This is a genomic window from Marinagarivorans cellulosilyticus (assembly GCF_021655555.1).
Lineage (GTDB): Bacteria > Pseudomonadota > Gammaproteobacteria > Pseudomonadales > Cellvibrionaceae > Marinagarivorans > Marinagarivorans cellulosilyticus.
Window position 1 is genome coordinate 1,540,747 of record NZ_AP023086.1, and the last position, 24,317, is coordinate 1,565,063.

17 protein-coding genes are annotated in these 24,317 nt (G+C 45.2%); 10 read left to right on the forward strand and 7 right to left on the reverse strand.

All coding sequences use genetic code 11. The features are described from left to right. The first annotated feature begins 207 nt into the window (after positions 1-207). On the forward strand, positions 208-1,074 hold the full coding sequence (locus MARGE09_RS06205) for a polyphosphate kinase 2 family protein (RefSeq protein WP_236986478.1): 867 nt from the start codon (positions 208-210) through the stop codon (positions 1,072-1,074). Between the two features lie 221 nt (positions 1,075-1,295). Here MARGE09_RS06205 and MARGE09_RS06210 read toward each other — a convergent pair whose 3' ends face one another. From MARGE09_RS06210 to MARGE09_RS06225, 4 genes are all read right to left on the reverse strand, one after another. Next, positions 1,296-1,541, reverse strand: a complete 246-nt coding sequence (locus MARGE09_RS06210) for a YheV family putative zinc ribbon protein (protein ID WP_236986479.1) — start codon at positions 1,539-1,541, stop codon at positions 1,296-1,298. Positions 1,542-1,543: 2 nt separating this feature from the next. Then, complete coding sequence (gene prlC / locus MARGE09_RS06215) at positions 1,544-3,583, reverse strand: oligopeptidase A (protein ID WP_236986480.1); 2,040 nt, start codon at positions 3,581-3,583, stop codon at positions 1,544-1,546. A 127-nt stretch (positions 3,584-3,710) separates the two neighbouring features. Then, complete coding sequence (locus MARGE09_RS06220; protein WP_236986481.1) at positions 3,711-4,679, reverse strand: hypothetical protein; 969 nt, start codon at positions 4,677-4,679, stop codon at positions 3,711-3,713. 95 nt (positions 4,680-4,774) lie between these two features. Further along, the gene (locus tag MARGE09_RS06225; RefSeq protein ID WP_236986482.1) at positions 4,775-6,136 is read right to left on the reverse strand and encodes an NAD-dependent succinate-semialdehyde dehydrogenase; all 1,362 of its coding nucleotides are present in this window, start codon (positions 6,134-6,136) and stop codon (positions 4,775-4,777) included. Between the two features lie 144 nt (positions 6,137-6,280). On the opposite strand from MARGE09_RS06225, the gene MARGE09_RS06230 reads away from it, so the two are divergent. Genes MARGE09_RS06230 through fghA form a run of 3 tightly spaced genes read left to right on the forward strand, consistent with a single transcriptional unit; the run spans position 6,281 to position 8,786 of the window. Then, on the forward strand, positions 6,281-6,829 hold the full coding sequence (locus MARGE09_RS06230) for a gamma carbonic anhydrase family protein (protein ID WP_236986483.1): 549 nt from the start codon (positions 6,281-6,283) through the stop codon (positions 6,827-6,829). Further along, complete coding sequence (locus MARGE09_RS06235; RefSeq protein ID WP_236986484.1) at positions 6,826-7,932, forward strand: S-(hydroxymethyl)glutathione dehydrogenase/class III alcohol dehydrogenase; 1,107 nt, start codon at positions 6,826-6,828, stop codon at positions 7,930-7,932. Before MARGE09_RS06230 ends, MARGE09_RS06235 begins: the two co-directional genes overlap by 4 nt. Positions 7,933-7,946: 14 nt before the next feature. Next, positions 7,947-8,786 carry an S-formylglutathione hydrolase gene (gene fghA / locus MARGE09_RS06240; RefSeq protein ID WP_236986485.1) on the forward strand — a complete coding sequence of 280 codons (840 nt, stop codon included), beginning with the start codon at positions 7,947-7,949 and terminating at the stop codon, positions 8,784-8,786. A 71-nt stretch (positions 8,787-8,857) separates the two neighbouring features. On the opposite strand, the gene MARGE09_RS06245 is transcribed toward fghA, so the two are convergent. After that, entirely contained in the window at positions 8,858-9,586 is a 729-nt protein-coding gene (locus tag MARGE09_RS06245) for a BON domain-containing protein (RefSeq protein WP_236986486.1), read from the reverse strand. 351 nt (positions 9,587-9,937) lie between these two features. Between MARGE09_RS06245 and MARGE09_RS06250 the strand changes: the two genes are divergently transcribed. Next, on the forward strand, positions 9,938-11,428 hold the full coding sequence (locus MARGE09_RS06250; protein WP_236986487.1) for a CehA/McbA family metallohydrolase domain-containing protein: 1,491 nt from the start codon (positions 9,938-9,940) through the stop codon (positions 11,426-11,428). Here the strand turns inward: MARGE09_RS06250 and MARGE09_RS06255 are convergent. Then, positions 11,410-12,120, reverse strand: coding sequence for a pseudouridine synthase (locus MARGE09_RS06255; RefSeq protein WP_236986488.1), 711 nt, complete (start codon positions 12,118-12,120; stop codon positions 11,410-11,412). The two genes, MARGE09_RS06250 and MARGE09_RS06255, sit on opposite strands and share 19 nt — an antisense overlap. A gap of 906 nt (positions 12,121-13,026) precedes the next feature. On the opposite strand from MARGE09_RS06255, the gene MARGE09_RS06260 reads away from it, so the two are divergent. Together MARGE09_RS06260 and MARGE09_RS06265 are read left to right on the forward strand one after the other, a co-directional pair. After that, complete coding sequence (locus MARGE09_RS06260; protein ID WP_236986489.1) at positions 13,027-15,813, forward strand: DUF1588 domain-containing protein; 2,787 nt, start codon at positions 13,027-13,029, stop codon at positions 15,811-15,813. Between the two features lie 27 nt (positions 15,814-15,840). Beyond that, on the forward strand, positions 15,841-17,130 hold the full coding sequence (locus MARGE09_RS06265; RefSeq protein WP_236986490.1) for a DUF1501 domain-containing protein: 1,290 nt from the start codon (positions 15,841-15,843) through the stop codon (positions 17,128-17,130). 225 nt (positions 17,131-17,355) lie between these two features. Here MARGE09_RS06265 and MARGE09_RS06270 read toward each other — a convergent pair whose 3' ends face one another. Then, positions 17,356-19,368: a polysaccharide biosynthesis protein gene (locus MARGE09_RS06270; protein WP_236986491.1), complete on the reverse strand. Its 2,013-nt coding sequence runs from the start codon at positions 19,366-19,368 to the stop codon at positions 17,356-17,358. A gap of 1,111 nt (positions 19,369-20,479) precedes the next feature. Between MARGE09_RS06270 and MARGE09_RS06275 the strand changes: the two genes are divergently transcribed. From MARGE09_RS06275 to MARGE09_RS06285, 3 genes are read left to right on the forward strand one after another with little or no spacing between them, the layout of a single operon-like run. Then, the gene (locus MARGE09_RS06275; protein ID WP_236986492.1) at positions 20,480-21,607 is read left to right on the forward strand and encodes a polysaccharide export protein; all 1,128 of its coding nucleotides are present in this window, start codon (positions 20,480-20,482) and stop codon (positions 21,605-21,607) included. Next, positions 21,604-22,062, forward strand: coding sequence for a low molecular weight protein-tyrosine-phosphatase (locus tag MARGE09_RS06280; RefSeq protein ID WP_236986493.1), 459 nt, complete (start codon positions 21,604-21,606; stop codon positions 22,060-22,062). Before MARGE09_RS06275 ends, MARGE09_RS06280 begins: the two co-directional genes overlap by 4 nt. Positions 22,063-22,087: 25 nt before the next feature. Beyond that, positions 22,088-24,274, forward strand: a complete 2,187-nt coding sequence (locus MARGE09_RS06285) for a polysaccharide biosynthesis tyrosine autokinase (protein ID WP_236986494.1) — start codon at positions 22,088-22,090, stop codon at positions 24,272-24,274. The last annotated feature ends 43 nt before the right edge of the window (positions 24,275-24,317 follow it).

The following is a 24,317-nucleotide window of genomic DNA, read 5'->3' on the forward strand; positions in this document are numbered from 1 at the left end:
TCGTTTTATTTTCAACACCAGTGGTGTGTACCTGTGCTTTTGCAATGTTAGTTAGGGCAGCCGTAGGCAATTGTTGTGGTAATAGTTGCAGGTAAATGAATGCTTACCAGCTTGCGCTCGAATTATTACACTTTTGTGGCATGCGTTGACCCAGTGTAGTGGCAGGCGTAGATTGTTATAACTCAACATTTTTACAAGGGTGAAATAATGTTTGAAGCTATTGCAAGCCAGCACCTCGTCCCTTTTGATAATACTTTTAACCTAAAGCAATCCCTCACATTGCCTGCGCATTTGCCCAGCGAGAAAGAATGCAAAAAGGCATTAAAGCGTGCGGTAAAAGAGTTGGCTCGATTGCAAAATATTCTATACGCCAACGATAACCATTCGATATTGTTGGTGTTTCAGGCAATGGATGCAGCGGGCAAAGATAGCACTATTCGTCATGTACTTAGCGGTGTTAACCCTGCCGGTTGTCAGGTGTACTCTTTTAAGCAGCCAAGTCGTGAGGAGCTAGATCACGATTTTTTATGGCGTAGCGCTAAACGGTTGCCAGAGCGCGGCTGCATAGGTGTTTTTAATCGCAGCTATTACGAAGAAGTTCTCGTAGTGCGGGTACATCCTGAGCTTCTAAATGCCGAGCGCCTTGGTAATTATAAAAATATCGATCGTTTATGGGCGGAACGCTTTGAATCTATTCAGGATCACGAACGGCATTTGGCGCGAACTGGCACGGTTGTTTTAAAGTTTTGGCTTAACGTTTCTAAAGATGAGCAGAAGTCTCGGTTTTTATCGCGCCTGCAAGAGCCAGAAAAGCATTGGAAATTCTCTGAGGCGGATTTGGCCGAACGTGCGTTGTGGCCAAAATATATGAAGGCCTATCAAGCGGCACTTAATGCTACCAGTAAACCCTGGGCGCCTTGGTATGCCATCCCTGCAGATAACAAACCTTACATGCGAATGTGTGTGGCGCAGTTAGTAGTGGAGGCCTTGAAAAGCCTCAACCTTAAGTACCCAACGGTTTCAAAAGCGGAAAAAAAGCGCTTTAAATCGCTAGAAGAAAAACTGCTCACTTGATTGCAGTGGGCGGCAGTTTTGCATGCCGTTTTAGTGGTTAAGGGGCAATCACTTGCTCGCCTGAGTAAGTGATTTATTTAAGGTCACCTCTAAAAATAGTAATTTTTTTGTGAGTGCAAGGAAGTACCGCCCGGAGAGCCGCAGTTTACGTGGTGTAAATGAGGACTCGAGGACGGAGCTGACGCCGCTATCGCAGGAAAAGTGCATTTTTAGAGATGTCCTTAATGCTTTTTATCGCTGGGCGTTATTAGTTTCACGACTTGTGTTTCCATACTTTTTTGCGCCTCGGTAATATTGACACGGGTCTCCAGCTCACGATTTTGATGTTGAAATCGCATTTCATCACCAAAGCCACAAGCAACGCATTCTCGAAAATCTTTATCGTTTTCGCGGTACATAACAATGCGATCCATCGCTTTGCATTTAGGGCATACGGCGCCGGCAATAAAACGTTTTTTGGCAGTCATATCTAGGCGGCTATACCCGAGTGGCGCAGTAGTGCATCGACAGAGGGTTCGCGCCCGCGGAAATTTTTAAATAATACCGCGGCGCTTTGGCTGCCGCCTTGCGATAAAATCTCATCGAGAAAACGCTGGCCTGTAGCAGGGTCGAAAATGCTGGTCTCTTCAAAAGCCGCAAAGGCATCGGCAGATAACACTTCAGCCCATAAATAGCTGTAATAACCTGCTGAATAGCCACCAGCAAAAATATGGCTAAAAGCATTGGGGAAACGGTTAAACGCAGGCGCTGGAATAACGGCAACTTTTTTACGCACTTCGTTAAGCGTGCCTTGAATGCCGGCAAAGCTGTCGGTGCCGTAAAGGCTATGAATTTGCATGTCAAATAACGCGAATTCAACTTGCCGTACTAAGAATAAGCCCGATTGAAAATTCTTCGCTGCAATCATTTTTTCGATAAGGGCATCGGGCAGTTCTTCGCCGGTATCTACATGGGAGGATAAGGTTTTTAATACGCTAGGCTGCCAACACCAGTTTTCTAAAAATTGGCTGGGTAGTTCAACGGCATCCCATTCGACCCCGTTAATACCACTAACAGCGGCAACATCCATGCGTGTCATCATATGGTGTAAGCCATGTCCAAATTCGTGGAATAAGGTGGTGACATCGTTGTGGGTGAGTAAGGCGGGTTTGTCGCCTACGGGGCCGTTAAAGTTACAGACTAAAAATGCCACGGGCAATTGCAAGCCGTTTTCGGTTTGACGGCGTATGCGGCAATCGTCCATCCAGGCGCCACCGCGCTTGCCTTCGCGGGCGAATAAATCTAAGTAAAAGGCGGCGATTTTTTTACCGTCTTTTGCAATTTCAAAATAGCGCGCGTCGTTGTGCCATAAATCTTTGTCGTGAACTTCATTAACGTCTATGCCATACAGTTTATTGGCAACGCTAAATAGGCCGCTTAATACTTTAGGTAGGGTGAAGTATTGACGAATTTCTTCTGAAGAAACACTGTATTTTGCTTGGCGTAACTTCTCGCTGTAGTAGGTAATATCCCAGTGCTGCAGTTCGCTAACGTTAAATTCTTTTTGCACCCAAGCTTTTAGCTCGTCTAAGTCGTGTTGTGCGGCGGGTTTGGCTTTGCTGGCCATATCCTCTAAAAAGGTCACAACTTGTTCGGGGGATTGCGCCATTTTGGTCGCCAACGATAACTCGGCGTAATGTTTAAAGCCTAACAATTGGGCTAGCTCTTGGCGCAGCGTTAAAATGTTTTCCATTAGCGTGGCGTTATCCCATTTGCCAGCATTGGGGCCTTGGTCAGAAGCGCGGGTATTGTAGGCTTCGTACATCGTATGGCGCAGTTCGCGGTTGTCGGCGTAGGTCATTACAGCCATGTATACCGGGCCATCCAGGGTCAACACGTAACCGCTTTTTTCTTTTTGCTCGGCAGCGGCTTTGGCTGCGGCTTGTATCGATTCTGGCAAGCCGCTCAAGTTGTCGGCGTTTTCGGTATGGTAGTGCCAGCCTTGGGTGGCATCGAGTACATTATTGCTAAATTTACTGGTAAGTTGCGAAAGCTCGGCTTGAATATCGCCGTAGCGTTGTTGCTTGTCTTCTGGCAGGTCTATGCCACTCAGTTTAAAGTCGCGCAGGGCATGCTCTATGGCTGTTTGTTGAGCCAGGCTAAGTGTGCTGAATTGCGGGCTGTCTTTTAGTGTTTGGTAGGCCTCGCACAGTGTGCGGTTTTGCCCTAATGCTGTGTAGTAAGGGCTAAGCAGTGCCAATGCTTGCTCGTGCGCTTCGCGCAGCTCGGCGGTGTTGCAGACCAAGTTTAAGTGCCCAACAGGAGCCCAAGCTTGGCTGAGCTTATCGCCATCGGCTTCAAGCGGGGCAACAAGGTTGGCCCATGTGGGTTCGCCAAGGTTAGAAAGCCTATCTGCCAATATTTTCAGGTTATCTTCTGTTAGGGTTTTAACCGCAGGCACCACATGTTCGGCTTTAACGGCGCTAAAAGGTGGAAGTTCATGGCTTTCGAGTAACGGGTTGGCAGACATTGTTAAACCTTGTTGTATGAGTGGGCAATGCAAATAGAGCGTTTTTATTAATATAGGGGCAAATTAAGGAGTTGCGAGGGGCAACGGTAAGAATCTTTCTTTGTTGGCCCCGTGTGGATGCAAAACGCTATTTTTTAGCCGGTAGCGGTGTCTTAGGTGGGCTGTTTGTAGTTGCGCTAATAGGCGTAAAGCTAAAAGTAGCCGCAGCCTGCGCCGAGGTATCGACCTTAACCTTCACCGCTTTAATATCTGGAAAGCCATACACTTGTAAGCGCGTAATATTAGCTGCTGCCTTGAAGGGGGTATCTACGATGTATTGGTGGCTATCCCCGTGTATTAACAAAATGGGTAGGCCTGTGGCTTTGGCGCCGGCCACAATGCGCTCGGCAGTATTTTTGTAGGCTGGCGATATGGTGTTGCGCAGGCCAAACATATCGGCGTGTAAAGCAATAACAACGGCGTTGATGGTATTGGCCTTTGCGCTTTTAACCGCTTGGAATAATGCATCAATCCATACCGCATTTGCATTATCGCGGGCTAAGAATTCTTTTTGTTTGCCAGCATTATTGTTAGAGCCCACAACGTGCACGGTGGCGAACATAGCATCGGCATGTTGCCAGCGGGCGTTTTCTACGTAGGTTTTATACGCGGGGTCTTCGCTTTGGCGGTTTAGGGCTATTGCCTGTTTGCCTAAGCTTTGTGTGCCATGGAAGAAGGTGTCGCGTACTACATTTAAGCGCTCAAGCGGGGCGAAGCCACCAAAGTTAATGCGATGGCAATCTACCCATTCGTTGTCGCCAGGGGTGTATATCAATGGCTGCTCAAAACTGTCGAAGTATTTTTTTTGTCGCTCCATATTGGCGTTGCTACAAGGGCCTGCGCCCCATAAGTCCCCTACATGAATAGTGAGCGCTAGCGGTTGTTGGTTGATGTTGCGTATCAGTTGTTCGTAAATGGGATAGTCCCTTGGCGTAATATATGCGGTATCGCCAAGGGCGGCGAAGCTAAACGTTTTCGCCTTTAGCGCGGCGCTTGGGGCTAGTAATGTGGTGACGGCGGCAATGCGGTATAGCACCTTTTTAATGCGGAGTTTCACGATATATTCCTTGCGGGCCTGATAAAATCAGTTGGATTATGGTGCGTTTATGTGAACGCTAAATGATAGTGAATAACACACTACTTACGCATAGGTTATTTAATCCATACTTGTTTGGTGTTCACAAATTCACGAATGCCGTGTGGCCCCAGTTCTCGCCCCATACCGGAATTTTTAATGCCCCCGCTGGGCAGGCGAGAATCGGTTTTCACCAACCCGTTAATGGCCACTTGGCCGGCATTTAAACCTTGCGCAAAACGATTGGCCAAATCTTGGTTGCTCGTCCAGACCGAAGCGCCTAGGCCGTAATCCGTTTGGTTGGCGAGCTTTAATGCTTGTTCGGCATCTTTAAAGACACTCACGCACATCACTGGGCCAAAGGTTTCTTCGGTAAATACTGGCATATTTGGCGTTACGTCGGTTAATAGTGTTGCGGGGTAAAAATAGCCGCTTTCGGTGGGCAGCTTGCCGCCCAGCAAGCAATGTGCTCCAGCGGTAATCGATGCTTGCACTTGAGCGTGTAAGGCTTGGCGTAAGTCATCGCGGGCCAAAGGGCCAATTTGGGTGTCGTGTGCTAGCGGGTTGCCTACAATTTGTTGAGCAACCCGTTTTTTTAATTCTTGAATAAAGCTGGGGTAAAGGCTTTGTTCTACCAAAATACGTTTGGCGGCAATGCAGGATTGCCCCGAGTTATTAAAGCGCGATTGCACTGCGACATTAGCCGCTTGCTCTATATCGGCATCGGCAAAAATAACGCAAGGGTCGGAGCCGCCCAATTCTAAAACGCAGGGTTTAAGCGCGGCGCCAGCGGTGGCGGCAACTTTGCGCCCAGCCGCGCTAGAGCCGGTAAACGAAACCGCCGCAATGCGGGCGTCTTCTATTACGCTGGCTACGCTTTGGGTTTCAATCGCTAAGTTCACCAAAATACCTTGTGGAGCTTGCGCGGCTGTAAATACATCGGCAATGGCTTGCGCCGTTTGCGGTGTGTTGGGGTCGTGCTTCATTACACAAGTATTACCGGCCATTAAGGCCGGCACGCAGTAACGAAATGCCAGCCAGACAGGCATATTCCAAGGCAGTATGCCCAGTATTGGCCCTAACGGCTGATAACACACAAAACTGTGGGATGCATCGGAGGGCAGTGTTTCTTGTTGTAAAAAGTGGGCAGCGTGGTCGGCATAGTATTCTGCACAGCCAGCGGCTTTTTCTACTTCTTTTTCGCCTTGGGTTACAGGTTTACCCATTTCTTTTGCCGTTAAATGTGCAAGTGTGCTTTTTTGCTGGCGTAACTTGTCGGCCACCTGGCGCAATACTGCGGCGCGTTCATCAAACGTTGTGTGTTGCCACGTGGCAAATGCTAAGTGTGCTTGTGCCAGCCGTTGCTCTATTTCGTGCGGAGTTAGCGAGGCCTGTTGAAAAAACACTGCCCCTGTCGTTGGGTCTGTGGCTGTTAACATGAGGAACCTTAGTATTGATGATTGCCGGTAGGAGTAAACCCCCAATCGTATCAACCGTTCTAGCAGATAGCGAATCTCGTCTGCAGAGGCTGGCGTAACTGGTTATTATGCGTGTTCTTGTTAATTAACAATCTGGAGCAGGCTATGGTTTCCCCCGTACGCACCTTTAAAGGCATAACCCCAAAGCTTGGGGCCGGTGTATTTGTTGACCCCAGCGCTGTTGTTATCGGCGATGTAGAGCTTGGTGATGATGTATCAGTATGGCCATGTGCGGTTATTCGCGGCGATATGCATCGCATTCGCATTGGTGCGCGTACCAGTGTGCAAGACAACGCCATATTGCATATTACGCACGCGAGCGATTTTAATGCGGACGGCTGGCCATTAATTATTGGCGAGGACGTCACCATTGGCCACGGCGTTTGTTTGCATGGTTGTACGGTGGGTAATCGAGTATTAGTGGGTATTGGTGCAACGGTGCTTGATGGCGCTGTGGTACCAGACGAAGTGGTAATTGGTGCTGGCACGCTAGTGCCGCCGGGCAAAGTTTTAGAAAGTGGTTATTTATATATTGGTAGCCCATGTAAAAAGGCGCGGCCGTTAAAAGACAGCGAAATAGCCTTTTTTAATTATTCGGCTAAAAATTATGTGTCTTTAAAAAATGAATATCTTAATGCTGAGGAAAAATCATGAAAACACGCGCAGCGATTGCTTTTGGAGCCGGTAAACCCCTTCAAATTGCAGAGGTGGATTTAGACGGGCCAAAGGCTGGTGAAGTACTTATCGAAATTAAAGCCACCGGCGTTTGCCATACCGATGCATTTACCTTGTCCGGCGATGACCCTGAAGGTGCCTTTCCTGCGATATTAGGCCATGAGGGTGCTGGCGTGGTAGTAGAGGTAGGCGCTGGCGTTACCTCGTTAAAACCCGGTGACCATGTTATTCCTTTATACACGCCTGAGTGTAGGCAGTGTAAATTTTGTTTACACCCCAAAACCAACTTGTGCCAAGCCATTCGCAGTACGCAAGGGCAGGGGGTTATGCCCGATGGTAAATCGCGATTTTCATTAGAGGGTAAACCGATTTTGCATTATATGGGATGTTCGACATTTTCGAACTATACCGTGATGCCGGAAATTGCCGTCGCAAAAATTCGACAAGACGCACCTTTCGATAAGGTGTGTTATATCGGGTGCGGCGTTACTACCGGTGTGGGCGCTGTTGCATTTGATGCCAAAGTAGAGCCCGGCTCTAATGTTGTGGTATTCGGCTTAGGCGGTATTGGTTTAAACGTTATTCAAGGCGCTAAAATGGTGGGTGCCAATAAAATTATTGGTATAGACACAAACCCTAAAAAAGCCGCACTAGCAAAACAATTTGGCGCCACACATTTTATTAACCCCAACGATGTGGAAAATACAGTGGATGCTATTGTGCAATTAACCGATGGCGGTGCCGATTACAGCTTTGAATGTATTGGCAATGTTAAGGTGATGCGTGATGCCTTAGAGTGCTGCCACAAAGGTTGGGGGGAGTCTTATATCATTGGTGTTGCTGGAGCCGGGCAGGAAATTAGCACACGCCCCTTTCAGCTGGTAACAGGCCGCTCTTGGAAGGGCAGTGCTTTTGGTGGTGCGCGTGGTCGCACAGATGTCCCAAGAATTGTCGATTGGTATATGGATGGAAAAATCAATATCGACGATTTAATTACGCATACCATGCCGCTGGATGATATTAATAAAGCTTTCGATTTAATGCATAGTGGCGAAAGTATACGCTCGGTTGTGCTTTATTAATGACTGGAGCTGATATGGAACTTATCGATTCACACAAAATTTTTTCCGGTAAGCAGCTGCGTTATCGCCACCGCTCTGGCGTGCTAAATTGCGATATGGTGTTTTCTATCTACTTGCCGCCGCAAGCAGAGCACGGCCCGGTGCCTGTGCTGTACTGGTTGTCGGGGTTAACTTGCGATGATCAAAACTTTGTCACTAAGGCCGGCGCGCAACGCTATGCCGCCGAGCACGGCATAGCGATTGTTGCGCCAGATACAAGCCCGCGCGGCGAGGCTGTGCCAGATGATGCTGAAAGCGCGTGGGATTTTGGTTTAGCAGCAGGTTTTTATGTTGATGCAAGCGAAAAACCTTGGTCAGACCACTATCAAATGTATAGCTATATTAACGATGAGTTACCTTCTTTAATTCAAGACGCGTTTGCTGTTGTTACCAATAAAGCAGCGATTAGTGGCCATTCGATGGGGGGGCATGGGGCGTTAATATCGGCGTTAAAAAACCCTAACCGTTTTGTTTCTGTATCGGCTTTTGCACCTATATGCGCACCAATGCAGTGTGCTTGGGGGCAAAAAGCCTTTACCGGTTATTTGGGAGGCGATCAAAATAAATGGCAAGCATATGATGCTACGGCTTTACTGTTGATGTCAGAGCAAGCAGTGCCTATGCGTATAGATCAAGGTGCGGACGATTCCTTTTTGTTAGAACAGCTCAAGCCTGAAAAAATTCAAAGCGCAGCTAAGCAAAAAAACTACCCTCTCGATTATCGCCTGCATGCTGGCTATGACCATTCATACTATTTTATTGCCAGTTTTATCGGTGAGCACATTGCATTTCATGCTAAACATTTAAGCCGCTAGCTTTCGCTTGCGGCTTAAATACTGCGCGTTTTTATCAATAGGGCCAAAGCGAAGCTCTATTGATTTTAGGATTAAGAGTTAACTGTCAAATTATTAATGACTTGAGTAACGTTCTCGCGCTTTTTCACAATCTGCTCAGCCAGTGACTTTTGTGCTTTTGTATTAACTTCGCCACTCAGTACTACGCGGTCTTTAAAAGTGTCGACGTCAATAGATAAGCCCGATACGCTGTCGTTGGCGATTAGTTCGGTTTTAATTGATGCGGTAGTGGATGCATCTGCAACATACTGAGAAAAGTCACGATCTTTACTTTCGCTCATTTTTTCTCGTTTGTTGTCGCTATTTTCATCTACTGTTATTCGGTTATCTACGGAGCTAACGCCTTTAATGCCTTCGGCTATGTTTTCGGCAAGATCTTTTTCAATTTCAGAGTCGACTTCGCCTTCAAGGATGACTTTTTTACCTTCCACTTCAATATCGATTTCAAAAGGGTTTAAATGTTCGTTTAGGATAAGAGCTGTTTCTAGCTTGCCAGAAATTACACCATCATTGTAAGCGTCTTGTGTGTTTTCCCAAATATTCTTAGAGCCTTCTTTTACATCTGCCCAAGCATCTTTAGTTCCCTCTTTCACATTTTTATAGGTATCTTTTGTTGTTTTTTTAGCGTCGTGGTAGGTGTGCTCTGTTTTTTTCTCGATATTTTCGGCAGTATTTTCCATTTCATCACCCGCTAGCGCGGTACTTGCTGCAAGAATAGATGAGAAGGTTAAGGGTAAAATAAGGTTAGTTGAAAATTTCATAATTAACTCCAGTTTTTCTCATGTTGGATTTGGGTAATCGGCAATTTGCTACTACAACCAAGCTATTGCTTAAAGTGTGCCAATGTTTAAAAACTGCGTAATACGCCGTGTTGCGGCTAGGTGCTTGTAAAATTTTTTAGCATTTACCGCTATTGCGGTGTAACAATTACAAAATGCTTATTGTTTTTTCTTATGAGTTAGCAAAATGGTTTTGTGTGGGGTAGTTGGGGCGCTAGAGTGCATTGATAAGAGCTAGCTCACAAAATCGGCATAATCTGTACTCGGATATCGCAGGTTGGCTAAGTTAGAATCGCTCAGATTAAATTACTCGGGCTATTGCAGTTATTACCTATGAAGCATCTCCCTTTAGTTGTTCCCTTTTTTGCCACAGCTTTAATGGCATTACTCACATCTTGCGGTAATGACGAAAATTCTAAGCATAAAACGCGTCTACCTTTTGTGGCTCCGGCCGAGAGTACTCCTTCCCCGGGTGAGACTAGACGGCGATGGTTGGCAGGGGACCATCATATTCATAGCCGTTACAGCGGTGATGGCAAATACTCAGCGGCGCTCAATGCGCAAATGGCGCATAAGTACGGCTTGGATTGGATGGTCATTACTGATCATGGCGGGCCTAACCATAGCCAAGTAAATTTAGAGCAGGCCTATCCAGATTTAGTCGCCTCGCGTCAAGCTGTGCCTGAAGTGCTGCAGTTTTACGGAATGGAGTTTGATACCCCTGCGGCACAACATAGCAGTTTGATTATTCCTTATTCTTCAGCCGAGGCAGAGCAGTTGTTTCAAATAGAGCGTGATTTTAATCGTGAGGAAGAGCTCTATGGCAGTGCAGAAAGGGATTCTGAAGAAGATATGCTGGCGGCTTTATTGGCGATGCAAATATTTGACCCTGCTCCAATTTTAATGGCGAACCACCCTAGCCGCAGCGCCTACGATCTAGGTGCGTATACAAGAATAACCCCGCGTGAGTTGCGTGGTTGGAATGATATTGCGCCAAGTGTTGCTGTAGGGATGGAGGGCGCGCCAGGCCATCAAGCTGCAAGTATTAACTCCGACGGTAGCTTAAAAAGCTTTGGTAATCGTGGAGGGTATAACAGTTACCCAACTATGGGCGGATACGATCAAATGACCGCACAGCTAGGCGGGTTTTGGGACAGCATGCTAGCGGAGGGCAGACATTGGTGGGTCACGGCAAATTCAGATAGCCATGTTCATTATACCGAAGGTGGTAGGGATTTTTGGCCCGGGGAATATACCAAAACGTATATTTATGCCGATAAGAACTACGCAAGCATATTAGAGGGCTTACGAAAAGGAAGGGTATTTGTTGTAACCGGAGATTTAATTGACGATTTAGGTTTTACGCTAATTAATCGGTCGCCTCAGTTATCGCTAATTAATAACGCCGTTAAGCGCACGGCTAGGATTGGTGAAACGTTGACCATATTGCCCGGTGATACTATTCAAATTAAAGTAAGGGTTCGTGACCCGGAAGCAGTTAATGCATATGGCGATAACCCAAAGCTTGCGCGCATTGATATTATTCAGGGAGAGGCCTTTACCGAGCCGGTTGATCCGTCTACAAATAATAATGCTAATGTTACAGTTATTGAGCGGTTTTTTATTGATGAGCTACAGCACCGGCGGGGCTTTATTTCCTTATCGCTAAAAGTCCGCGATGTGAAAAAGTCGGGCTATATTCGTATTCGCGGTACCAATAATCGAAATGAGTTAGAGCCCGAACCAGATGTTCCCGGTGAAAACCCATGGCATGATTTATGGTTCTACAGCAATCCGATTTTTTATCAACTTACCGATTCGTAGACATCTTGTGGCGCGATACATTGATATTGCCCTTGCGAAAGCGTGTCGTTTAAATGTAATTGACCAATCGCAAAACGATGAAGCGTTAAGACCTCAATTTGAAAATGTCCAAACATTCGCTTTATTTGATGGTAACGCCCTTCGGTTAGAGTAACTTGTGCCGTGAATGGCGAGATAATCTTCAAGCCTGCAGGTTTTGTGGTGATATTTTCATAAGCAAAGTAAATACCTTGATGGAAAGCCGTAATAACATCCGAGGTAATGGGCTTGTCAACGGTTACGGTATATTGCTTGGGTACTTTTTTATGTTCATCATTAATAGTTTTGGACCAGCGGCCATCATTGGTAAGCAAAATTAACCCCGTAGAATTAAAATCTAACCGTCCAACAATATGCAGCCCTTGCCGTTCGTGTTGAGGGAGTAGATCTAGCACGGTGGAATGCTTGGCATCTTTCGTTGCGCTAACAATACCTCTGGGTTTGTGCAATGCAATATAGCGTGCGGTATTATTTTGTATGTTAACCCCATTGAGGCTAACAGATGTGAATTCACCAATTATTTGGTGAATACTTTGCGCAGGTTGCCCGTCAACAAGTATTTTTTGCTGCGCAACCAATAACCGAACTGCACCCATAGCTATGCTTGTGTGCTTGCGAATAAAGCGATCTAGGCGGTAGGTTTTGGTTTTCATAGTGAAATTGTACCTGAGTTATCGCAGGTTGTGGGGTGGCCCAAGCTGGCTACATTAGACGATCGCGCTGTTTTCATGTCTGAGGGGAATATTAATTTGTCTTTGAGCTTTTAATAACTGGGCATCTATAAAGGTGCTTTTCCACGATAGTGGCTTACAGGTTTTTGCTTATCGACATCCTATCCTCGATAGTTGCCCATGAGTAATTCTAATCAACCACTACCTTGTGGTGGTGTAAGCTCTAATAAGGTGCTTCCTGAACTGATACAAAACCTGAATTCAGTCCATCCATGGGCATTAGCTCCGCCCTAGACCAAAACGCCAAGGGAGTTTTAGGTTGCCAACAGGCAATCGGTCGGATTAACGCCCAGAAGGGCTTCAAAAAATCCTCACAAATTAGAGAATTAATTTGCACGGCCTTGCTACCCGAAGGGTGATGCGCTGAGTGCTTTACCCTGCGTAAACTGCGGTTCTCGGCTTTTTATAAAAGGCGCTTTGTGGTTTAGTCATAAATTTGGCATCTACTGTGAAAACAAAAATAAATTGTATGGGGTGTACTGCTTTTGTTAGCGTAATGGCGCTTACATCTACCGTTGTTTTTGAGGACTGCAGCACTTATTTTTACTTAGCTTTAGGGTTTTAATTGCGATAAGTTTTTAGATCGGTAAATATACTTTGAAAAATAGATAATGTGTTACCAAGGTAATAAGTGGTAAGCAATACCACAATATAAGTTCTATTTAAGACCCAGTTCATGGAGATATGCGCTTTTAAATGTGTAAATGCCGGCTATCATTAATGAAAGATTTAATATTATAGAGTATGGGATATTATTCTTCTGCAGGACGTTTCATTGGCATAAGTGGATGCAGGAAAGTCGGTGTAAGCTGTATAGGTCATAGATGTATGAAGATTTTGGGGCTGGCTATTCTACTTGTTGTTCTTGTCGGGTGCGGTAGCCCGAATGAGCAGCCTGAAGTGCCGCAAGCTTCTACAATTCCTAAGGCTCCTGCAGCCTCTACAGCTCCTTCAAGTAACTCTGCAGCCTCAAGTAAATCTAGTGCTGCGTTTAGCTCCAGCGAATCTAGCGAAAGCACTGTGAACTCTGCTGAAGCTATATCAAGCTCGTCCATAATTGGGATGGAATCCACTATTCATCAAGATGTTATCCAAGCTGCGTGTGCGGCTTGCCATAACCCTTTAGGTGTTGCGTCAAATCAATCATTATTATTCGCTATTGGTGATAATAATGTGGAGCAAGAAAACCTTACCATATTTAATGCCTTCGCATTAAATACAGATGCGCGCTGGCTATTAGAAGTTGCTGCTGGTGGCCATAATCATGGCGGCGGGCAACAGTTGGTAGAAGGTAGCGAAAGTTTCGCAATGGTCGTCGAATATCTTGAGGGTATTACAGGCGAAGACCTTAGTGAAGGTATTGCGAATCAAAAAAAATATACGATTGAATCACCCGCCACAACTTATCGACGCGCAAGTTTATTATTGACGGGAGAAATACCCGAAGAAAATATGTTGATTGCTATTGATGGTAGTGATGAAGCCACACTGCGCACTGCCATTCTAGAATTAATGCATGGCGATGGTTTTAAGGCGTTCTTAAAGCGCGGGGCTAATGATCAGCTGTTAGTGCGCAGTTTGCTTGAATCCAAAAATCTACGTGCAGATTTTCAATATTATTATCCTATTTTTCGAGAAAGTTACATTGTGGATAATACAACCAACCTAAATTATCTAGATCGTGTTTTATTTGAACTAGCGGAAGCTCCATTAGAGTTGATTGCGCATGTTGTACTTAATGATCGCCCTTATTCGGAAATATTGACTGCAAGCTATACAATGGTTTCTGAGCAAACAGCTAGAATCTATAAAACAGAGCTATCCCCACAAAGTGGCGAATTTTTACCGGCCATTAATTTTGGTCAGCATGTCTCTGAATCAGACAAAAGGCATCCATTTTGGGATTGGGATGTATCCAGAGCTGTAACTATTCCGCATGCAGGTGTTTTAACCGAACCTTCTTTTTTACAACAATACCCAACCACCGCAACAAACCGTAACCGTGCGAGGGCGCATTGGGTTTATAAGCATTTTCTAGGCTTTGATATTGAAAGTGCTATGACAAGGACTATTTCAAATACTGCACTGTTAGATGACACCGAAAACCCCACGCTTAATAATATAGCATGCACGCGTTGCCATTCTTTAATAGACCCTATGGCCGGAGCCTTTCAGAATTTCTCTGAGCGTGGTATGTATAAAGCCAATGCGGGTGGTATAGATTCTTTGGATGAAGAGTATAAAACTTCCCCATTGTATGCGGCGGGAGATACTTGGTATGCCGATATGCTACCGCCAGCTTTTAACGGAATAGCTATAGCAAGTAAAAATGCCTCGGTCCAGGCTTTGGCTAAATTGCTGGTTGAAGATCCCCGCTTTAATAGCGCTGCAGTAAAATTTTGGTGGCCGGCAATTTTTGGTGAGCCGATGTTTAGCGGTGCGCAGCCTAGCAGCCAATATAGCGAAAAATCAAAAACCTTATCGTCACTGGCTAATACTTTTGGCGCAAGCCAACAGAATTTACGCCAATTATTGGCTGATATGATAATGTCTGATTGGTTTCGTGCCCAAGCGGTCGAGCCTGCTAATACTACAAGCCTTGTTGTTAGTTCAGGAGGGCGGCGATTATTGACACCTGAAGAATTGGCCAATAAAACAGCTTCTTTAACGGGGGTATATGACGATCATTTAGTTAACGAGATGGCCGTGTTATATGGTGGTATTGATTCATTTAATACAACCGAACGGCTTCGTAATTTAAACGCAATGATGCTACGCGCCGCTGAACGTCATGCGTTGACTAATGCTTGTAATATTATAGTATCAGAGTTTTCTTCGGCGGCGCCGTCTCGGCATTTATTTAATCTGGTCGAGCCTTATTCAACCCCGAGTGCGGCATATACACAAGATATTATTTTTAGTGAGATAGAAAAGCAGAGCGTTGATTTTTCTATTACTGTTCAAGCGCTGCCTGAGCAACGAATTAGTTACGTAATGACATCTTTAACTGATGTATTTGAAGATAATAACCTTAACAATACTGAAATATATAATATTACGGTAATCGACCCTAACGGCGCCGTTGTATTGGATGGCGATGCTCGCTTGTTATACCGCGAGCACGATTGGGTGACTGGCGAGCCAGCAGGCGCGTGGAATGCCCCGATTAAGCTGCGCAACGGCTTTGAGGTAAGTATTGAGGTGCCAGTTAGCATCAGCGGAACTTATGTCCTTCGTTTGTCGTTAGCGGCAGCGGCAATAGGAAATCATCTAAATATTACTGTAAGCCCCCAGCAGCTACAGGCAAGTGCGAGTGATGCCGCAAGTACACACTTTCGTCTACAAATGGCCAAGCTTATTGAAAGGATGCACGGTAAACGGTATGAGCAAAATTCGCCCGCAGTATTGGCGTACACGCAATTATTTATAGATCTACGTAACAATAGATTATTGCGCGGCGGCGAAAAAAATATTGTAGAAGGCGGTTTGCGTTGTGGCTATAGCAGCGGTGGAGTACCTACTCGTATTTGGGGGGCGGACCCATTCCTTAATTTGGGGGCTTGGCGTGGCGTTATGGTTAGCTTAATGACAGACTTTAATTACCTTTATGAGTAAGCAAAGTAGATATGTGAGGCCTACGGTATGGTAGAGCAGTTGAGGCGCAGGCATTTTCTTCGGCAGTTAGGTGTTTCGGCTGTAGCGGGGCCGTTGTTGCCCGCACGCGTATGGGGCGTCGAGCCAAATTTCACTGGGGACTTTCTTTTATATATACAAGTAGATGGCGGCTGGGACGTAGCAAGCTATTGCGACCCTAAAATGAATCCCTCGGAAGGGCGGCCTATCAATAACTGGGCGAAAGAGGCGTCCATACAAAGTGCTGGGAACTTACATTTTGCGCCCATTGCCAACAATGCAGAATTTTTTCAAACTCATTATGAAAAAACATTAGTGATTAATGGCATTAATGCGCGGACAAATATTCATAGTGCGGGTGCGCATTTTAATCATACGGGTTCTATCGATAACCATATGCCACATCTTGCGGCATTGTATGCTTACGAAGCTAGCCCGAATATGGCAATGCCGGTAATGGCTAGCAGCCAGTTCGAAGCTGCTGGGTTAATCACGCCTGCCGCGCTTAATCCAGCGGCCTTGGAGCTGATAAACCCCAATTTGTGGGATCCGGCCAGTGGTGATACTTTGCGCTACCTCCCAAAAGATGACCTTTCCTTAATACGTACTTTTAGGCAGGTTCAGGCCGGAAAAGCTGCGAATCAAATATCCACAATAAATTTATTGCAAAAACAAAAGCAGCAAATGCTGGACTATTACCGTGCAGCTATAGCTGATACTCACGGCTTTGAGCATTTTCAAGATGTGTTCTATGAACTTAACGAGGGAAAGTTTAAAGCAAACCGCTATACCACTACTTTAAAAACCGCACTAACGGCTTTTAAATCGGGTTTAGGGATTGCAGCTGATGTACCTATTAAGGGTTTTGATACGCATGAAGAGCATGATCTACAGTTTGCCGAACGCGTTACTTTACTTAATGATGCCGTCAGCTGCGCGTGGCACTACGCCGAGCAGTTAGGTATTGCAAATAGGTTGGTGGTTGTAATGGCGTCTGACTTTGGGCGTGCGCCTTGGTATAACCGCCAGAACGGCAAAGACCACTGGCCATATGGCAGCACCTTAGTAATGAAGAAAAATATGGCCTGGACGAACCGTGTAGTGGGTTACACAGATGAGGGCCATGTGGGGCAACCAATCAATCCGTTCACTTTAAATGTTGATAAAATGAACGGGGTAGAAATAGAGCCTGGGCATGTTATGCAGGCGTTGCGTCAACTTTTGGGGCTGGCTAATAGCGAAAGTGCAGCCAAATTTCAATTGGCGATAGAGCAAGAGTTTAATTTTTTTAACACTTAACCCTAACGTTACATTAACTTTTGGCCCAGGATCGCTTCGCTGCTTCTATAGCAGTATTTCTAACGTCGTACTCAATGTTTCTGGATCTCACCTAGAGTGACTAGTATCAATCCAAAAAAATCTCCGTTCAACGCTATAAATACCACTCTAAAAGCTCCTGAACTCAATATCTAATGCAACGTTGGGGTTGTTGGGGTTAAAAGGACCGCGTTGATAGTGCTTAGGCTAATGGACAGCAAGCGGCTCTTTGAGTTCTTGCAAAGCACGCCCGATAATTTTTGGGGCAGGGTATTGCGTTGTATCGTGCTCGGTGCCGTTTAGCTTCTGCCATACTAAGTCGACAATACCGCATTGCGGCTGGTAAGTGAGTGGGGCTTGCAGAAGAATTTTTCTAATCGTTTCTGCATTTCCTGCTGTGCAGGCATCGGTTAGTTCGCAAAGCAAGCGCTCTAGTTGAGGCCAGGGCCAATAGACTTCTTGCGCAGTCATGATGCGTGGATGATTTGTCGGTTCGACGTTATCGCCAATTAGCAGTTCTTCGTAAAGTTTTTCGCCAGGGCGCAGGCCGGTATAAACTAGCGCAATTTCACCTGAGCGATTTCTACTATTAGTAGAGCTGGCTTCGGCCACATCTAGGCCTGATAGTCGAATTAAATGCTTTGCAAGGTCGGCAATTTTAACGGGTTCACCCATATCCAATACAAATACATCACCGCCTTTGGCCATTGCTCCGGCTTGAATAACGAGTTGTGCTGCTTCAGGGATTGTCATGAAGTAGCGGGTAATATCCGGGTGGGTGATAGTTACTGGTCCACCATCTTTAATTTGTTGTCTAAATAATGGTACTACCGAGCCTGAAGATCCAAGCACATTGCCAAAGCGCACCATGGAGAAGGTGGTTGTCGTTTGTGTATCTGCAAGGGCTTGGCATACCAATTCTGCCATTCGTTTAGTGGCCCCCATAACGTTGGTTGGACGTACGGCTTTATCTGTAGATACTAATACAAAAGTTTCGACGTTTGCATTAATAGCTGCTTTAGCTGTTTGTAGTGTCCCTATTATATTATTGCTAACGCCCTCGATAATATTATGTTCGACTATGGGAACATGCTTGTAAGCGGCTGCGTGATAAACCGTCTGTACGTTAAAAGAGCGCATCATCGATTCGATTGTCGCGCCTTTTTGCACCGATCCGAGTAGCGCCTTGATGGGCACGTTTAGCCCTTCACTTGATGAAACTTGCTTTAAATCCTGCTCGATACTGTAAAGGCCAAACTCAGAGACTTCCAATAACAAAAGCTGGCTAGGTTGCTGCCGGATAATCTGTCGACACAGCTCGCTGCCGATTGATCCGCCAGCCCCTGTCACCATCACGACCTTTCCGGAAATTTTTGAGCACATTAATGATCCTGATGGCGCGGTGGCGTCACGACCTAGCAAGTCTTCAACGGCTACATCCAGGATTTCGTTAATTTTTGCTTTACCCGAAACCAAGTCCGCTACACCGGGTATTGTTTGTACGGGAATGTCTAGTGTTTCTAACTTTATTAGAATTTCACGCCGCCTCGCGTGGGACTGGCTAGGCATTGCCAGTAGAATCTTTTCTGCTTCGTGAAGCTCAATGACTTTTTTAATATCGCAAGGTGAATAAACTTTAATGCCCTGCATATAGGTACCTTGCAGGGTTGGGGAGTCATCCAAAAAAGCAACAGGAAGATAATCTTGCCCATGCTCGAGTGATGCAGCTAATTGTCGGCCAGCTGAGCCTGCGCCATAAAGTAGTACCCGAGGCTTAGATTGCAAATGTAAGCTCATGTATAACGCGCGCAAAATAAATCTAACTCCGCCGATAGTGAGTATGGCTATCATTGCGTAGATGAAGGGTACAGAGCGGGGTACAGATAAATGAAATAAGTAGCTAATTAAGGCTAGGCATAGTGCTGAAGTCATGACGCCAAGCATAAGTGGCTCGATCATTCGGTGAGTCATATACCTAACGACTGCGCGATAGAAGCCTAAGCGAATAAATATGCATAGGCTTAAGGGAATCGTGGTAAGTAAGAATATCCAGTCCGTATTCTTATAATAAAAGCTCCAGCCATCTAATCGTAAAACCATGGCCATACAAAAACTAAATGCAAGTAAGGCTGCATCTGCCAGCATTTGCAGTTGTCGTTTCTGTCTTCGCGATAGCCTAAAAAGAAAATCGATGGCGCTGGATTTGTATAATCGCAACATGCAGGTTCCTTCTTGGGTTTCAGGCTTTTTAGGTTTCTGAAAATAATAAATATTTAATGGTTTAATCTCTGTTCACTTTTTTAAAGCCGAGAGAATCCGGTGATTAGAATCACTGAAAATATAGTTTTTATATTTTGGATTTATAACTTCGGCTAGAAAATTGTTGTGAGCATAAGAGACACTCATGTATTTATCTTTGCGGGAGGTTATCAGTAGTCCGAAGTACATGAAAGTAAAAAATACGTTATTTACTAAAAACAAATACATTATTTCTCTGTGTTGTGATTTTTTTCGGCCTCATGTCTATTTGAGTGTCATCAGGTGTTTATTGGCGCCTTCAGGGTTTTGTTGTCGGGCTTTGGCCATGCAATTGGTATTTCGCTTTCACGCCGAATGTTATAAGGGAGTCAATGCGGGTTGTGGTATGTATGTGATTACTGTCATAGATTGTTAATAATTATTTGTTACTTTTTATGGTTGTCTGCGTCGTCGCGCGTAAAGGTCGCACTAATGCCTCTGTAAATTTAAGGGCACCTCTAAAAATAGTAATTTTTTTGTGAGAGCAAAGAAGCACCGCCCGGAGAGCCGCAGTTTACGTGGTGTAAATGAGGACTCGAGGACGGAGCTGATGCCGCTATCGCGTAAAAAGTGCATTTTTAGAGATGCCCTTAAGTAATAAATTGTATGGCTATGACTTAGTTCTTGGTGCGGGCTGGGTTCCATTGGCATATTCTGCTATTTCGTAGTGTTCATATTTCATGCTCAAATGAGGCTGCTACACGTTAGTGTGCTAAATGTCGCTACGGTTAAAAAATCTATGCGTTAGTTGATGCATTTATTGTTTTCTGCCATTACAATTCTGAATCTGAGATTATTGGTGTCATTATTGTTAGTTTCGTGCCAGTACCTAGTGCTAGCTTTTTGTGACGCCGCTAAGAGCTTAGCTTTTAAAGTAGATACCACGTTTATCAATTTGTATCGGCCACTTCCGCGCTTTGGCGCAAGGTATATAAGGGCTTATATGGGGGATAATTTTTTCTACCACTTGGTTTTAGCCTTTGTACAAGTTGAACACTCCCCATAATAAAGGGCTTGGAGTTAGAGATTTAATATGATTGTAATTGGCTACATGGCGAGGCTCGCCATTTATTTTATTCTGCTTCCTGTAGGTTTCATTAATTTGTCGGGCTGTGCTTTTGCGCCTGGTGCTTATGTTGATGCAAATGACGGTGACATTGAGGATGTTGTTGATATACAACCAATTACAATTGACCTGATTGCTCAAATGGCGAATCAGCCGAAAGCGTTAAAGCCTAGTGGCATTAGCCCAGCAGATTCTATAGCGGGTTATGACTACCTAATAGGGCGGGGCGATGTTCTTAGTATTATTGTATACGACCATCCAGAGTTAACTATCCCTGCTGGTAGTGAGCGAAGTGCGGCGGAATCTGGCAATGTTGTACATTCTGACGGGACTATTTTTTATCCCTATATTGGTCAGGTGAATGTTGCTGGGCGTACAGTGCGTGATGTACGTAACGAAATGCAAACACGCTTGGCAGACTTTGTTGCCAAGCCTCAAGTCGATGTAAAAGTCGTTGCTTTCAATGCTCAAAAAACCTACGTAACCGGTCAAGTTTCTAAGCCTGGTACTTTCGCCATTACCAATGTGCCAGTTCGTGTGCTTGATGCGCTGAGTTTTGCGGGAGGGCTAACCGAGGATGCCAACTGGCGTAACGTTATTTTAACGCGTGACGGTATTGATACAGCTTTATCCGTGTACGACATGTTGACATTGGGCGACTTGAGTCAAAATTATCTATTAAAAAATGGTGATGTATTGCATGTGCCAGAGGCCGGCAATCAGCTTGCAATTGTGATGGGAGAGGTGAGGAACCCGACTACTTTCACTTTGGGTAATAATAGAATGTCGTTAACCAGTGCGATTGCTAAAGCTGGTGGGCTTAATCAGATTACCGCCAATGCCTCTGGTGTTTTCGTGATAAGACGAACAGCGAATAAAGAAAAATTTGCCACAATTTATCAATTGGATGCCAGTAATGCGGCTGCTTTTGCGCTGGGTTCGGAATTTATGCTAGAGCCGACTGATGTTGTTTATGTTACCGCTGCCCCAGTCTCGCGCTGGAATCGCGTGTTAAGTCAGTTGTTACCGTCTATTACGGCGATTTACCAAATGTCTGAAATCGGTGTCAATCTTGATAGTGGTCAGCGGCCGTGAAGTTTTCAAAAATATTAGTCGTGTGTACCGGTAATATTTGTCGTAGCCCAGTAGGAGCTGCATTGCTGGGTTCCCGCTGTAATCTGTTTGTCGAATCGGCTGGTCTTAATGCTGTTGTCAATGCAAACGTAGAGCCCCAAGCCCTTGCTTTAGTAAAAGAAAAGAGCGGTTTAGATATTAGTGATCACCGGGCTCGTCAAATTAATTTAAGCATGATTAAAAGTGCAGACCTTATTTTGACCATGACAGCGAGGCAGCGTTATGAAGTTGCTCAGATTATGCCCGCGGCGACCGGTAAAACGGTGTTGTTTGGACGTTGGTTAGGGAGCGCGCAGGGGGAGGAAATCATCGACCCTTTTCGAAAAAGCTTAGCTGTTTTTGCGACGGTGCATAATCAATTGGTACGTGCCGCAGATACTTGGTGCAACAAGTTAAGTGAACCACTCTCTCGTTAAAATTAAAGGATGTTTAGGATATACCATGCCCAACGCCGATATTTCCAGCTCATATAAAAAGCATGATGATGGCATCGATCTACCTAAGTTAGCGGCGTTATTGTTCGAGCGCAAATGGTTAATTGCTGGTATTACTCTAGCATTTATTCTCATTGGGGGGATCTACTCGTTTTTGGCAACACCTTCATACCGCGCCGATATGTTGGTTCAAATAGAGCAGCCATCGCGAATTAATCCATTGTCAGATGTGAATACGCTATTGGGAAAGCAGCCTCCATCGCAAGCTGAAATAGAAATTGTTCGCTCAAGAATGGTGCTAGGTGGTGCAGTTGATGCACTTCAGTTGGATGTTATTGTTAAGCCTCTAACCTTTCCTGTAATAGGCGGTTTCCTTAATCGTATTGGCATAGTAAGACCCGGTTTTGCGGAAGGTTGGCGTTTTGTTTGGGCAAACGAGAGTATCCGTGTTGCTCAATTAACTGTGTCTAATTCGTATTTACGAAAAAACTTTCAGTTGGTCGTTATTGATGCTCAGACATATAACATTTTTTATGATGATCAAAATATCGGTACGGGCATCGTTGGTGAAGACAGCCGTTTTTTAAATGGAGAGGTTACGCTGAGCGTGCATAGCATCGATGCACCTGCTGGCGCCGTATTTTTACTGAGCCGCCAACCGCGTTTGTTAGCAATAAGTAACCTTAAAAAAGCATTATCTGTATCAGAGCGAGGCCAAGAAACGGGAATTTTAAGTTGGAGCCTGATCGGCCCAGACCCAGGCTCAGCAGAAACTGTGCTGCGTACAATTGGAAGTATTTATGTCGAGCAGAATATTCAGCATCGATCAGAGGAAACAAGGCAAAGCTTAGACTTTCTTGAAGAGCAGCTGCCAAAGGTTCGGGAGGAGCTTGCCCAAGCAGAAGATATGCTAAACGCCTATAGAATAGATAAAGATAGTTTGGATTTGCCTCTAGAAACGCGCTCGGTGCTCGATCGTTTGGTTAAGTTAGAGCTACAAATAAATGAGCTAGAATTAACTGAGGCCGAAATATCACAGCGTTTTACTCCCACGCATCCTACCTATGCAGCTTTGCTGGATAAAAAGCGACAACTTACATCTGACCAAACTAAAATAGAAAGTAAGATTGAGCGCTTACCGGAAACTCATCAGCAAATTTTACGTTTACAGAGAGATGCCGCTGTTAATCAACAAATTTACGTTCAACTGCGAAACAAAGTTCAAGAAATGCAAATTGCGGAAGCAAGCACCGTTGGCAATGTCCGTATATTAGATAGAGCTGAAGGTTTTCCCAAGCCTGTCCACCCAGTAAAAAAGCTTATGCTTATATACGCTGCGATTTTTGGTGTGATGTGCTCTGTAAGTTTAGTGATGCTTTTAGGGCTAACCAAAAAAGGCATTGCCTTGCAAAGCGAGCTTGAAATGCTTGGGCTTTCAGTTATGGCAACTGTCCCTTTTTATAAAAAAACAAAAGGAAAGTCTGATAAGCGGAAGGCCGCTACAGTAGGTCGGCAAAATTTGATCGCTCAAAGCGACCCGACAGATACTTCAGTCGAAGCTTTACGGGCGTTACGTACGAGCCTCTACTTTAACTTAAAGAGCTCTTCGAATAACTGTCTGATGATTACAAGTGCTACGCAGGGCGTAGGCAAAAGCTTTATTGCTGCCAATTTAGCGGCGGTATGTGCACAAGCTGGACAGCGCGTTCTACTGCTTGATGCAGACATGCGCAAAGGTTCGCTCCATAAATACCTAGATACTAAAGCTTCAGGTGGCTTTAGCGATGTGTTATCTGGTGGAGACGTAAATGCACATATACGTGCATACGAGGGAATCGATAATCTATTTTATTTACCTCGAGGAGATCTTTTGCCCAATTCGTCTGAGCGTCTAGCGCAACCAGTTTTGACTGAGGTTCTTCGGTCTTTGGCAAGTGACTACGATCTAATCATTATTGATACTCCTCCTGTACTTGCGGTGACAGACGCAGCGGTAATTGGGTGCCAGGTGGGGGCCACGCTATTAGCGGTGCGTTTTGAAGTTAGCACCCCTCAAGAGGTGCAACTTGCGCTACAGCGATTACAGCATGCGGGTGTTCGTGTTGCAGGCGCGGTATTGAACGGCCTTACGCCGACTGCCGCAGCTACATATGGCTATGGTGATTATGGCTATGGAACTGAAGGAAGTGTATAGATTGGGCCAGCTAACACTAATAACGCTGATGCGAATGCAGGGC

Excerpts from the sequence above, each read along its gene's own strand:
- MARGE09_RS06205 (WP_236986478.1), top strand. The coding sequence starts at position 208 with ATGTTTGAAGCTATTGCAAGCCAGCACCTCGTCCCTTTTGATAATACT.
- MARGE09_RS06245 (WP_236986486.1), bottom strand. The coding sequence starts at position 9,586 with ATGAAATTTTCAACTAACCTTATTTTACCCTTAACCTTCTCATCTATT.
- MARGE09_RS06260 (WP_236986489.1), top strand. The coding sequence starts at position 13,027 with ATGAAGATTTTGGGGCTGGCTATTCTACTTGTTGTTCTTGTCGGGTGC.
- MARGE09_RS06210 (WP_236986479.1), bottom strand. The coding sequence starts at position 1,541 with ATGACTGCCAAAAAACGTTTTATTGCCGGCGCCGTATGCCCTAAATGC.
- MARGE09_RS06265 (WP_236986490.1), top strand. The coding sequence starts at position 15,841 with ATGGTAGAGCAGTTGAGGCGCAGGCATTTTCTTCGGCAGTTAGGTGTT.
- fghA (WP_236986485.1), top strand. The coding sequence starts at position 7,947 with ATGGAACTTATCGATTCACACAAAATTTTTTCCGGTAAGCAGCTGCGT.
- MARGE09_RS06250 (WP_236986487.1), top strand. The coding sequence starts at position 9,938 with ATGAAGCATCTCCCTTTAGTTGTTCCCTTTTTTGCCACAGCTTTAATG.
- MARGE09_RS06225 (WP_236986482.1), bottom strand. The coding sequence starts at position 6,136 with ATGTTAACAGCCACAGACCCAACGACAGGGGCAGTGTTTTTTCAACAG.
- prlC (WP_236986480.1), bottom strand. The coding sequence starts at position 3,583 with ATGTCTGCCAACCCGTTACTCGAAAGCCATGAACTTCCACCTTTTAGC.
- MARGE09_RS06270 (WP_236986491.1), bottom strand. The coding sequence starts at position 19,368 with ATGTTGCGATTATACAAATCCAGCGCCATCGATTTTCTTTTTAGGCTA.
- MARGE09_RS06275 (WP_236986492.1), top strand. The coding sequence starts at position 20,480 with ATGATTGTAATTGGCTACATGGCGAGGCTCGCCATTTATTTTATTCTG.
- MARGE09_RS06230 (WP_236986483.1), top strand. The coding sequence starts at position 6,281 with ATGGTTTCCCCCGTACGCACCTTTAAAGGCATAACCCCAAAGCTTGGG.
- MARGE09_RS06255 (WP_236986488.1), bottom strand. The coding sequence starts at position 12,120 with ATGAAAACCAAAACCTACCGCCTAGATCGCTTTATTCGCAAGCACACA.
- MARGE09_RS06235 (WP_236986484.1), top strand. The coding sequence starts at position 6,826 with ATGAAAACACGCGCAGCGATTGCTTTTGGAGCCGGTAAACCCCTTCAA.
- MARGE09_RS06285 (WP_236986494.1), top strand. The coding sequence starts at position 22,088 with ATGCCCAACGCCGATATTTCCAGCTCATATAAAAAGCATGATGATGGC.